This is a genomic window from Rhodovarius sp. (genome assembly GCF_040399605.1).
In the GTDB taxonomy this organism is placed as follows: Bacteria; Pseudomonadota; Alphaproteobacteria; order Acetobacterales; family Acetobacteraceae; genus Rhodovarius; species Rhodovarius crocodyli_A.
On record NZ_JBBARU010000038.1, the window covers coordinates 21,479 to 32,815 of the forward strand.

At 64.5% G+C, this 11,337-nt stretch carries 10 protein-coding genes; 6 read left to right on the forward strand and 4 right to left on the reverse strand.

What is annotated here, in order from left to right:
- Nucleotides 1-11 precede the first annotated feature (11 nt).
- From ABWP84_RS11080 to ABWP84_RS11090, 3 genes are read left to right on the forward strand one after another with little or no spacing between them, the layout of a single operon-like run.
- Nucleotides 12-1,760: a class I SAM-dependent methyltransferase gene (locus ABWP84_RS11080; RefSeq protein ID WP_353212087.1), complete on the forward strand. Its 1,749-nt coding sequence runs from the start codon at nucleotides 12-14 to the stop codon at nucleotides 1,758-1,760.
- Nucleotides 1,757-2,791: a rhamnan synthesis F family protein gene (locus ABWP84_RS11085; protein WP_353212088.1), complete on the forward strand. Its 1,035-nt coding sequence runs from the start codon at nucleotides 1,757-1,759 to the stop codon at nucleotides 2,789-2,791. The genes ABWP84_RS11080 and ABWP84_RS11085 overlap by 4 nt, the downstream gene beginning before the upstream one ends.
- On the forward strand, nucleotides 2,788-3,888 hold the full coding sequence (locus ABWP84_RS11090; RefSeq protein WP_353212089.1) for a rhamnan synthesis F family protein: 1,101 nt from the start codon (nucleotides 2,788-2,790) through the stop codon (nucleotides 3,886-3,888). The genes ABWP84_RS11085 and ABWP84_RS11090 overlap by 4 nt, the downstream gene beginning before the upstream one ends.
- Before the next feature lie 447 nt (nucleotides 3,889-4,335).
- Here ABWP84_RS11090 and ABWP84_RS11095 read toward each other — a convergent pair whose 3' ends face one another.
- On the reverse strand, nucleotides 4,336-4,533 hold the full coding sequence (locus ABWP84_RS11095; RefSeq protein ID WP_353212090.1) for a hypothetical protein: 198 nt from the start codon (nucleotides 4,531-4,533) through the stop codon (nucleotides 4,336-4,338).
- Between the two features lie 324 nt (nucleotides 4,534-4,857).
- Here ABWP84_RS11095 and ABWP84_RS11100 point away from each other — a divergent pair, with 324 nt between their 5' ends.
- The 3 genes from ABWP84_RS11100 to ABWP84_RS11110 all read left to right on the forward strand — a co-directional run bounded on the left by ABWP84_RS11100 (nucleotide 4,858) and on the right by ABWP84_RS11110 (nucleotide 8,271).
- Complete coding sequence (locus ABWP84_RS11100) at nucleotides 4,858-5,607, forward strand: hypothetical protein (protein ID WP_353212091.1); 750 nt, start codon at nucleotides 4,858-4,860, stop codon at nucleotides 5,605-5,607.
- Entirely contained in the window at nucleotides 5,607-6,608 is a 1,002-nt protein-coding gene (locus ABWP84_RS11105; protein ID WP_353212092.1) for a TAXI family TRAP transporter solute-binding subunit, read from the forward strand. The genes ABWP84_RS11100 and ABWP84_RS11105 overlap by 1 nt, the downstream gene beginning before the upstream one ends.
- A gap of 88 nt (nucleotides 6,609-6,696) precedes the next feature.
- Complete coding sequence (locus ABWP84_RS11110) at nucleotides 6,697-8,271, forward strand: glycosyltransferase (RefSeq protein ID WP_353212093.1); 1,575 nt, start codon at nucleotides 6,697-6,699, stop codon at nucleotides 8,269-8,271.
- Here ABWP84_RS11110 and ABWP84_RS11115 read toward each other — a convergent pair.
- The 3 genes from ABWP84_RS11115 to ABWP84_RS11125 are packed head-to-tail and all read right to left on the reverse strand — an operon-like array spanning nucleotide 8,237 to nucleotide 11,136.
- Entirely contained in the window at nucleotides 8,237-8,932 is a 696-nt protein-coding gene (locus ABWP84_RS11115) for a DapH/DapD/GlmU-related protein (RefSeq protein WP_353212094.1), read from the reverse strand. The genes ABWP84_RS11110 and ABWP84_RS11115 overlap by 35 nt on opposite strands.
- A 3-nt stretch (nucleotides 8,933-8,935) precedes the next feature.
- Nucleotides 8,936-10,141, reverse strand: a complete 1,206-nt coding sequence (locus tag ABWP84_RS11120; protein ID WP_353212095.1) for a DegT/DnrJ/EryC1/StrS aminotransferase family protein — start codon at nucleotides 10,139-10,141, stop codon at nucleotides 8,936-8,938.
- Entirely contained in the window at nucleotides 10,138-11,136 is a 999-nt protein-coding gene (locus tag ABWP84_RS11125; RefSeq protein WP_353212096.1) for an NAD-dependent epimerase/dehydratase family protein, read from the reverse strand. Before ABWP84_RS11125 ends, ABWP84_RS11120 begins: the two co-directional genes overlap by 4 nt.
- Nucleotides 11,137-11,337: the final 201 nt, after the last annotated feature.

The window sequence follows — 11,337 nt, forward strand, 5'->3', positions numbered from 1 at the left end:
TCGGCTTTCGCATGATCGAATGGCATTCAAGCCCTGGCTCGGCCAGTCCAGATGATGCAGCGCAGTCGCGCCGCAGGCTGGAGTGCGCCACCTGCCCGAATTGCCACCGCGAGGCAGAACGCCAATTGATCCTCTCGGCACCGGTGGATACCGCCCGGGTGCGGCTCTATGCCTGTCAGGCCTGCGGCGCGCATTATTTTGAGGGCCCAATGGCCGGCGCCTATTCGGGCCTGCCGGCCGGCGGCACCGATGCGCTGGCCTTCTACCTGCAGCAGGGCGCCAATATCGGCGGCATGGCCATGCGGCTGCAGGCGCTGGGCCGCCCCCCTGGTACCGCCTTTCTGGAAGTGGGCTGCGGCTTTGGCCTGTCGCTCGATTTCGCCCGGCGCATTCTCGGCTGGCAGGTGCGCGGGCTGGACCCATCCCCCTTCGCCATCGCCGGGCGGGAGCAACTCGGCCTGCCGATTGAGAGCCGATATCTCGAGGCCAATGGGCTGGATCATGCCTCGGCCGATGTGATTCACGCCTCCGAATTCATCGAACACATGGCCGACCCGGTGCCGATGCTGGCCACGCTGCGTCAGGCGCTGCGCCCGGGCGGCACCTTGCTGCTGACCACGCCGGCGGCCGAGATGATCCGCCCTGATACTGGCGATGGCCTGCTGGTGCCCTTGCTCTCAGCCGGCTGGCATCTGGTGATTCAAACGGCCGAGAGCCTCGCATGGGCGCTGCGTGAGGCTGGCTTCGAGACGGTGTCGGTGCTGCGCGAGGGCGCGCAGCTGGTGGCAATGGCCGGCCGCCTGCCCGATGCCGCCCTCCCCGATGCCGCCTTCCGGCCGCAATACCACGAATGGCTGCGGCAGGTGGCGCAAGCGGTTCCAGCGCAATCCGATCTGGGCTTTGGTGCCCTTGCGCGGCTGTATCGTGAATTGGTCATCGCTGGCCTGGCCGAGGCCGATGCGCTCTGGCAGGCGCTGGATGGCGCGGCGGCGGGGCGCTGGGGGCATGGGCTGGAAAGGCTTGCTGCGACGCCGGTGGCCGGGCTGAGCCTGAGCGCCCTGGTTGCCCGCGAACCGCTGGGGCTGGCTGGCATCCTGCTCGCCCGCGGCTGGGAGCGAAAGCGGGCGGGTGAGGCGCCGCAGGGCGTCTTTGCGGGTGCCATAGCGGCTGCTGGGCGGCTGCGGGCAGCGCTGCGGGGTGTGGGTGCCGATGATGGCGATGCCGAGGATGTGGCCTTCGCCGCCGAGGCCGAGCTGATTTTGCTGGCCGTGGCGCGGGCCGAGCCCGGTATTGCCGCCCGTCTGGAGGCGCTGCGCAAGGCGGGCGGGCAGCGCCACGCCGACAATATCGCCCCCACCTGCTTCATCACCCTGGTCAATCAGGCCGCCTTTGAACAGGCGCAGCGGCTGAACAGCGTGCTGCCTTCCGCGCTTTCGAATCTGCGCGCGGCGTCGCAGCCTTTGACCAGCACAGATGCCTCAGTGCTCTTTTGCGCCGCGACGATGGAAATGCAGACCCATGGCGGCCAGCCTGGCCTGGCGATTGCCTGGCTGGGACAATTGCGCGGCCGCATTCTGGCCAGCCACTGCGCTTGCGGGGCGGATGACATGGCCGCCGGTGCGGCGCTTTACTGGCCGGCTGTGGATGCCGAAATGCTGGGCTGGCGGCTGCTGGGGCAGCACAAGGCGGCGGCGTATCTGGCCGCCGAGGCTGAGCATGCAGCCCGGGAGGCGCGGTTTCCGGCCCGCGCGGCGGCGTGATAGGCCTCAAAATCTGGTTGCGGCGGGGCCAGGCACTCGCACTTGACCTCTGGCGCGGCTTCATGGCGAGGCTCTTCTACCGCCTGGCAGCGGGCGACTATGGCTCACAGGTGATCGAGCGGGGCACCGGCGCGGTGGGCCTGGGGCGGCGCTGCTGCGTCTTCGTGCATTTCGATGCCCGGGGCGTGGTGCGGCCCCATACGCGCGCCTATCTGCTGGCACTGCGCGAGGCCGGCTTTGGCATCATCTTCGTCACCAATTCCGGCGTTCTGGCTCCCGATAGCCGGCAATGGCTGGGCGAGCATTGCGCGCAAATTCTCATCCGGCGGAATCGTGGCTATGATTTCGGCGCTTATCGCGACGGCATCGCCGCCTTTGTCGAGGAGCGGGTGACAGCGGAGATGCTGCTGCTGGCCAATGACAGCCTCTATGGGCCGCTCGCACCGCTGGGTGACATTGTCGGGCGAATGGATTTCGCCGCCGCCGATATTTGGGCGCTCACCGATAGCTGGCAGCACCGCTATCATTTGCAGTCCTTCTTCGTGGCCTTTGGCCCGGCGGCGCTGGCCAATGCGGGCTTTGCCGCCTTCTGGCAGCAGGTGCGCAATGTCCGGTCGAAATGGGCGGCCGTTCACTACTACGAATTGTGGATGACGCATCACATGCTCTCGGCCGGGCTGCAATGCGCCGCAGTATGGGATTACTTCGCGCTGCTCGACACCATGCAGGAAATTCATGATGCGCCGGAGCCGGCGGGCATCATCCCCATCGAGGACAAGGTGCGCCGGCTTGCCGCTGAGCGGGCCTTGTGGTGCTGGCGCCGCCGCCTTGCCTTGAACCCGACGAGTGACCTGTGGCTGGCGCTGCTGCAGCATGGCTTTCCTTTCCTCAAGCGGGAATTGCTGCGCTTCAACCCCGGCCGCGCGCCGGATTTGCACATTTGGCACCGCATCGTGCGCGAGCAGGCGCCACAAATGTATCGCTTCATCATCGATGACCTGAAGCTGAATATGCGAAAGCAGGCGCCTTGAGCGCGACGACCCTTCCCACGGATGGCGCCGCCGCCCGCAGCGCCTTCGGGGCAGCGCCTGCCATGCGTGAGCCGGCGCGGCTGACTGATCTGGGCCAGGTTCATGCCGCATCGATGCGGGTCTTCCATGGGCTTGGAACCCGCACATCTCTGGGCTTTCTCGGGCGCGTGGCCGGGGTGGCCTCTGGCCTCGCATTCGATACCTTGCTCGATAGCCTGGCGCCGCAGCGCGGCGAGGTGCTGCAGCGCCTGGCCGGGCAGGCCACAGGAAGCGGCGCCTCGCTTGCGATCTATGTGCATTGGTCGGCCAGCGGGCGGGTGTCGGAGATGGTGCTGCGGCAACTCGGAGGCTGGCGGAGCCTGGGTTTTGACGTTGTTTTCGTCACCAATAGCGCACCGCCCGTCGGCGATATCGAGCGGGTGCGGGAGCATTGCGTGCTGTATTTGCAGCGGAGCAATATCGGCCTCGATTTCGGTGCCTGGCGCGACGGGCTGGCGGCCGCCCTGGCCGATGGCGCAGCGCCGCAGGAATTGCTGCTGGCCAATGACAGCGTGGTGGGCCCGCTCGCGCCACTCGGGCCACTGGTTGAGCGCTGGCGCGCCGGTGGCGCGGGTTTCTTTGGCATGACCGAAAGCCTGGCCGGTGGCGTGCACCTGCAATCCTACTTATTGCTGGCGCGCGGGCAGGCCGCGATTGCCGATATGGCCGCCCATCTGGCGGGGTTTGCCGATGTGCGGAACAAGTGGCGGGTCGTGCAATCCGGCGAGATTGGCCTGACGCGGCGGATGATGCGCGCTGGGCATCGATGCGCCGCGCTATTTGGCCATGCGCGGCTTTGCGCGCTCGCACGCCCGAGCGATTTTGCTGCCCTCGGTGCGCGTTTCGGTGGCGAAGATTCTCTCTGCGCCTATCCGCTCAATCCCACCCATCATTTTTGGCAGCTTTTGCTGGAGCGAACGGATTTTCCGTTCCTGAAGACCGACCTGATCGCCCGTAATGCCGGCCGCCTGCCGGGTGTGGAGCGGTGGCGGGATTTGCTGGGCGAGGCGGATGTGGCGCTGATTGACGAGCATTTGGCGCTGCGCGAGGCGCGCTGAGAGGCTGCCCCAGTGGGCGGCTTGTTGGCTTGCCGAAAAACACCCAAGGCGCGTCCCGGCCAGGACATTGTCAGTAGAATTGACGCTTCGGCCCGGCCCATCAGCCAATCTCCTGCAATGCCCTGATAATAATAAATAAAAAATTTGGCATTGTTTTTGCTTGCACTCCTTGGCGCACTTCATTGTCGCCGAGCGCGCGAAATCACACGCAAAATTTGATCGTAAACCACAAATTCAATTTTTACATTTTATAAACGAATTTTCTTTTCATTCATTATAATTTTAACTGGAGTTGATATATTATAGCTTCAGCAATTGGTGTTGAGGCTTTGTGGAGATAATCATTGATTTCAGAAATGGCATTAATAAAGAGAAATAACTTTGATGATACAGCGCCAGACCAGCCGCGCCTGAAGCAAATTGGCAATTTCACGGCCGAAAAAATTGTCAAATGGCTGGAATTTTTTGACTAATTGTCAACTTGAAATAAGTCATTTCCAATATGTTGTTATCCAGCCAGCGGCTGGCGTGGTGCTGCTGGAAATCGATCCAGTGTGGACCGCTAATGCCCGCACTATATTTCAGCAGCATTTGGCCGATACCGGCTTCAGCAGCCGCTTTCCTGGCCATCTCCCGCTCATCCATCGGCGCATGCGCGCGGGCGATATGGCGATGTTGGACATGCTGCTCGCTGAGGCCTTCATCTGGCTGGACCCGATATCGATCGACAGCGATGGTGGGTGGGAGGAAGCGCTTGAGGCTTTGCTCACGCCCTCCCCGCCCGCGGAAACCAAGGCAGTGGGCGCGACCCAGCCACCCGTGACGCTGGTCGCTGATACCAGATCGCCCCAGCCAGGGCAGGCAAGGCCCAATCGGAATGGCTGGATCGGACCCACCGCTACCGCCCTTGCCTTGACAATCATTTTTTTTGTGTTGCCGCGCGTGGTCGAAGCGCCAATCGCGCCCACGATGTCACCGCCACCCGCGGCGGTGGCGGCCATTTTGATGCCGACACAACCCGTGCCCCTGGCAGAATACCCGCCCCTGCTGAGCGATACGGCGGCGGAGGTCATCATGCCCCCATCCCCGCCGGTGCCATCAAACCTGCCGCAAGAGGCGGGAGAACCATTTCAGCCGCCGCCCCGCTTGCCCGCGCCGACCGAAGCCATTGCAGCATCGCTGCCAGAGGCGCTCGCATCCCTCGCCCCGCCCACCGCGATGGAGGGCATTGAAATGCTGCTGCCCGCTCCCGATCCCACACCCATTGACGCGCCAAATCCGCCCATGGCCCCGCCGCCACCGATAGCGTTGCCGGCCGTCATGGCACCTCCATCGGCACCGGAGCGGCTGGTTGTGCCGCCGCTGCCGCCACTGCCGGCAGTGGCATCCGCCCCACCCCGGCCGAGCCTGCCGGCGGCCGCCCAGCCACTGGCCAGGATGAGCCCGGCCGAGACTGAGACGGCGCGCCGTCGCGGCGAGGCATTGGCGGCGCTGGGCGATATTTCCGGCGCGCGACGCTTCCTCGAGCGCGCGGCTGCGGCCGGTAGTGGTGCGGCCGCACTGGCCATGGCTGAAAGCTTTGATCCGCAAAAGCTGGCGGCGCGCGGGGTGATCGGCCTCCCACCGGATCGTAGCGCGGCCCTCACCTGGTATCGCCATGCCCTGGCCCTTGGCGTTGCCGAAGCCGCTCCCCCCATCGCCAGGCTGGAGGCCGAATAATGACCCCGCCATTCCCCGCCCTTGCCCGCCGAAGCCTTCTCAGCGGCGCTGCACTCCTCGCCACACAGGCCCCCCCCGCCTTCGCCCAGGCGCCCGTATCACTGCAATTCACTCAGCGCATCAACGAGGCCAATGCCGGGACCGTCGGCGTCATCGCCGGTGGTGTGGACGGCACCTATATCCGCATCGCGGCAGACCTCGCCGCGGTGCTGGACAATGGCAATGCGCTGCGGGTGGTCGCCATGATCGGCCGAGGATCGCTGCAGAACATCCAAGATATCGTGCTGCTGCGGGGCGTGGATGTGGGCATCGTGCAATCCGATGCGCTGGCCTTCGCCCGACGCAACCGGCTCGTGCCGGGTGCCGATAACCTGATCCAGTACATCGCCAAACTCTATGATGAGGAGATCCATCTCCTGGCCCGCCCGGGCATTAACACCATGCAGGATCTGGCCGGGCAGTTGGTCAATGTCGATCTTGTGGGCAGCGGCACAGCGATGACGGCGTCATTGATGTTCGAAGCGCTCGGGCTGGAGCTTCGCACGGCGCATGATGTGCAGGACGTGGCGCTGACCCGGCTGCGCAATGGCGAGATCGCGGCGATGGTCTTCGTCGCCGGCAAGCCGGCGCGGCTCTTTGCCTCTCTTGGCGCTGATAGCGGCCTGCACTTCCTGCCCATCACGCCGACATCGGCGCTGATGGAGACCTATCTGCCGGCCATGCTGACCACGGCCGATTACCCCGCCCTGATACCGGCCGAAGGGGTCCAGACCATCGCGGTGGGCGCGGTGATGGCGGTCTATGCCTGGACGCCGGGCAGTGAGCGGCATCGCAAGGTCGCCCGCTTCGTCGAGGCGCTGCAATCACGCTTCGAGGAGTTCCTGCGCCCGCCCCGCCATCCGAAATGGCGCGAGGTGAATCTGGCGGCGCAGGTGCCCGGCTGGGTCCGCTTTGATCACAACGCGCGCCCTGCGCCGCGGCGGGTGGTCGATGGCGGCTGAACCGGCAGGCCGCAGCCAAATTGCCCGCGACAGCGCAATGAACTAACCTATTAAATTCTTGACTAAAAATAATATTTAGAACTGACCAATGCAGCCAAGCCCCAATGCCCTGCTCTTCCACGACGCGCTGGAGCGGACGATATGCAATCCCACCTCCAGCGCGGAATGGGAGATGCTGCGGGCGCGGTATCTCATGCTCGATCCCGCCGAGATGCCCCAAGATCCATGGCAGCCACTGGCGGCCGCCATCGGTTTTTCGGGCATCGCCGGCTTCTTCCACGCCAATTTCCTCTCCGCCATCGCAGCCGACCTCACCCATATAGAGGCCGCCGCGCGCATCGCGCTGGAGATACGGCCGGTGGATGCCGAGCGGCTGATGGCCTTCGCCACGCATGAATGGGGCCGCGGCCTGGTCGAAACCCAAAGCCGTTCGGATTTCCTTCGCCGATTGGCCGCAGCGCGCATCCCAGCCTTGATGGCCCTGGCGGCCAGCACGGTCGAAGCAGCCTTCGCCGCCGCCTTCACCCACCGCGTGGTCGAGGCGCCAAGGCGTATCGCCCTGGTGACGCCGATGATCGGCGATGCGGGGCACACCCCCACCGCCTTGACCCTCTCCCTGGCCCATCAACTGCGCGCGACGGGCGTCGAAGCAAAACTCTTCGCCCCGCAGGACCCGCAAATGCTGCGCATGGCGGCCTATATGGGCAACGGCCAATCGGTGGTCATCAATCCACCCGATATTCCGGCTTTGGCGAAACGCCTGCCGGAGGGGGTCGATGCCATGCTGAGCCAGGCCAGCTATTCGCTGCCATTGCGTTGGCGCGGCCTGGCGAGCGACATCGCGGCCTATGACCCGGACGTGATCTTCTTCGTCGGTTTCTTCGCGCCCTGGATGGCGCCGCTTTTCGCCCATCGCCCGGTGGTGGCGATGAGCCTGCATTCCTCGCCGCCGATCGTGCCCGCCGATGTGATTCTGAGCGCCGACGAGACATTAGCCGGCCGCCAGCTGCAGGCCTGGGGTGACGCCCTGCCCCCCGGCCTGATGCATTTCCACCCCTTCCGCATTGCCGCCAAACCCCTGATATCAGGCGTGAGCCGGGCGCAGCTGGGCATCGCCGAAGAGGCCATTCTCATGATCGTGGTGGGCTTCCGCCTCAAGGACGAAATGAGTGCGGCGTGGAGCCGGCAATTGGCGGGGCTGATGCTCCGCCGCCCCGAGATGACGCTCATGGCGGTCGGCGTTGCCGACGAAAATCCACCCGGCTTTGCGGCGGTGCCATCGCATCAACTGCGCGTTCTGGGGCCGAGGGAAGATATTGGCGACCTGCTGGCGCTCAGCGACATCTACATCAATCCCCCCCGCACGGGTGGCGGCTTCAGCGTGGCCGAAGCGATGGCCGCGGGCCTGCCCGTTCTCTGCCTCGCCGATGGCGATGGCGGCGACAAGGTCGGGCCCCTCGCGGTGGCGGGCATGGCAGAATACTGGGCGCGGCTGGAAGCCTATCTGGATGATCCTCAGCAACGCCGGCGCGATGGCGCATCTCTGCGGGGCCGCTTTACTGAACGCCTCGACATCACCCGCTCCGGCCCATCGCTGCTGCGGGCCTGCCATTCGGCGATAGCCCTGTTCAATGCCCGGCGGGGTTTGCCAGCCGCTTCCTGACCTTGGCCGGCGCGCCGAAGACCAGCAGATTGGCCTCCACATCACGCAGGACGACGGCGCCAGCGCCGATAAAGGCGTGGTCGCCGATCTGCAGACGCTCCACCAGGGTCGCCCCAATACCGATGGTGACGCCGCGGCCTATGCGCGACAATCCGCCCAGATTGCTGCCCGGCTGCACGCGCGAAAATGGCCCGATACGGGTGTCATGGCCGATGGTGACGCCGCGATTGACGAAAACATGCTCGCCCAGCGCGACGCCAGGGGCGATGACCGAATTGGCGCCGATAAACACCCCGCCCCCCAACTCGGCGAGTGGCGAGACATAGGCGGAAGGGTGGACCAACACCGTGAAGGCCAGCCCGAACCGGCGATGAAGCTCATCGGCCATCGCCGCGCGCAAAGGTGTTGTAGGCCCCAAAATATAGCGCTCCGATGCTTGGGGCTCGAATGCGTCGATGGATTGGATGATAGGGGAATGCCCAAGCCGCCCGAAATCGGCGATCCGATCGGCGAGGGATTTGTCCCGAGGCCCCACCGTCTCCTCCATCATCAGCACCACCTTGGTGATACGAAGACCCAAAGCATGGGCGCAGTCAAAAATATCGGACAGGATATTGCTGGCGCCGAAGATCACGAGATCGGAGGCCTGCGAGCCGCTCACCTTCTAACCCGGCCCGATACCGGCAGCGCCCGATTGATGATCAGCGTCATGGCCAGGGCGTGCCAGCAGCGCGATCAGGCTATCCGCCACCAGATCCACATCGGCCAGCGTCATCTGGCTGTGCAAAGGCAAGGTGATGCATTGCCGCCCAGCCGCAATGGCATGCGGGAAGTCCTTCTCGGACCAGCCGAATGTCTCGCGGTACCAGGTCAGATCCGCGATAGCGCGGTAATGGATGGAGGCTTCGATGCCATGCGCACGCAGTTGCGGCAGCAACACATCGCGCTCGACATCGTCGCGGATGATACGAACCACCATCAGGTGGTGGGCATGGACCGATCGCGCATCGGAGGCTGACAGTAAAAGCCCTTCGACGCCACCCAAGCGCTGCTCATAGCGGGCAACCAGTTCAGCCCTTCGGCCAAGACCATCGGCGAGATGCGCAATCTGGCCGCAACCCAGCATCGCCGCCAATTCGGTCATCTTGTAGTTGAAACCCGGCTGCAACATGTCCCAATGCTGCCAGCGCTCATGCTGATCGCCATGGCGGATAAAAGCGTCCTTCGACATGCCATGCGAGCGCAGCACCCGGGCCTTTTCCGCCACAGCCCTATCATTGGTGGCGAGCATCCCACCCTCGCCAATCGGCAGGTTTTTGGTCGCATAAAAGCTGAAGCAGGCGGTATCGCCCATGGCCGCCATGGAGGTGTTGTCATAGCGCGCCTCGGTCGCATGGGCGGCATCATGGATCAGGGCAAATCCATGCTGGGCCTTGAGCGCCATCAAAGGCGCCAGATCAACCGGCAGGCCAGCAAAATGCACGGCGATCACCGCCCTCGTGCGCTGCGTGATCGCCTCCGCCACCAGGCCTGTGTCGAAATTCATGGTCGTGGGGTCGATATCGACCAGAACCGGCCTCGCGCCCACCTGCAGGATGACATTGCAGGTTGCGGCGAAGGTCATCGGCGAGGTGATCACCTCGTCACCAGGCCCGACCCCATGCGCGATCAGCGCCAGATGCAGTGCCGCGGTGCAGGAGGAGAGCGCGACAGCGTGCTCAACCCCCTGCAAGGCGGCGAAGGCCGTCTCGAAGGCCTGGACCTGTGGCCCATTGGTCAACCAGCCCGATTCGAGCAGGCGTGAGAGGGCATCGAGGTCGAGTGCCGGGAAGCTCGGACCGGCCAGGCGAACCTTCCAAGGCGCGGTCAAGCCAGGCTTTCCTGCGGCGCGCGCATGGCCGGTGGCCGCATCGATTCGATCATACGCAGCAAGCCAGCCTCGAGCGAAACGGTCGGCGCCCAGCCGATGGTCCTGCGGATCAGGCCGATATCAGGCCGGCGCCGGGGCACATCCTGATAGCCCAGATAGGGGCTGCTGGGCGTCATCACCACCGGCGAGCGGCTATCTGTCAGCCGAATGATCAGATCGGCAAAATCTTGAATGGTGACCTCGGCGTCATTGCCGATATTGAAGACGCAGGGCCCCTCGCCAATCCGGGTGATCAGGCCAATCAGGGCGTCCACCACGTCATCCACATGACAGAAACTGCGGGTCTGCTGGCCATCGCCGTAGATGGACAGGGGCGCGCCCGACAGCGCCGCCCTGATGAAACGGTCGACCACGCGGCCTTGCAGGTTGGGGCCATAGACATTGAACAAACGCACCACGGTATAGTTGAGGCCCTGCTCACGCCGACAGGCATCCAGATAATGTTCGACCGCCGCCTTGGAACTGGAATAGCACCATCGGGTGTTGCGTACCGGCCCGAGCACCCTGTCGGCATCCTCAGCCCAAGGCGAATTGGGGTTGATGCCATAGATTTCAGAGGTCGAGGAAAACAGCATGGGCACGCGCGCCGCGGTGCAGGCCTGCGCCACCTGGATTGAGCCCAGCAGATTGACATCCATGGTTTCGAGGGGATTGCTGCCATAGCGCAATGGCTCGGCGATGCCCGCCAGATGCAGCACCAGATCAGCTTCGCCGACCAGGGTCCTGACCAGTTCCGTATTGAGGATGCTGCTCTGGTGATAGGTCAGATCGAGGTGGGCGGGCAGGCTGGCCGGGCGCTCCGCCGTGTCCATCACGGTGACGCGCGCGCCGATTTGGCACAGCCTGGCCACCACATGCTGCCCCAGGAAGCCAGCGCCACCAGTCACCAGCACCCGAGCGTCTAGCAACTCCTTAACCATACCCGTGAGTTGCATGTATTTGACCTGTTCCCGAACGGTGCGTCACGAATAATGAGAAAGCCGGGCCGGGGCGTAGCGCCTCCCAGCTGGGTACGTAAGCGGTTGATGTAGCGAGGAGGAGCCGGGCTGGCAACCGCCTTGGGAGGTGCGCGCGCCCGTCAGCATTGCCGGCAGGGATTGAGCGCACATCAAGCAAGCGGCTTGGACTGGAGGAGG

Bases quoted from the DNA above. Each gene is read 5' to 3' on its own strand.
- ABWP84_RS11105 (WP_353212092.1), top strand. From the start codon at position 5,607: ATGACCCCGCCATTCCCCGCCCTTGCCCGCCGAAGCCTTCTCAGCGGC.
- ABWP84_RS11100 (WP_353212091.1), top strand. From the start codon at position 4,858: ATGTCACCGCCACCCGCGGCGGTGGCGGCCATTTTGATGCCGACACAA.
- ABWP84_RS11125 (WP_353212096.1), bottom strand. From the start codon at position 11,136: ATGCAACTCACGGGTATGGTTAAGGAGTTGCTAGACGCTCGGGTGCTG.
- ABWP84_RS11080 (WP_353212087.1), top strand. From the start codon at position 12: ATGATCGAATGGCATTCAAGCCCTGGCTCGGCCAGTCCAGATGATGCA.
- ABWP84_RS11095 (WP_353212090.1), bottom strand. From the start codon at position 4,533: ATGGATGAGCGGGAGATGGCCAGGAAAGCGGCTGCTGAAGCCGGTATC.
- ABWP84_RS11110 (WP_353212093.1), top strand. From the start codon at position 6,697: ATGCAGCCAAGCCCCAATGCCCTGCTCTTCCACGACGCGCTGGAGCGG.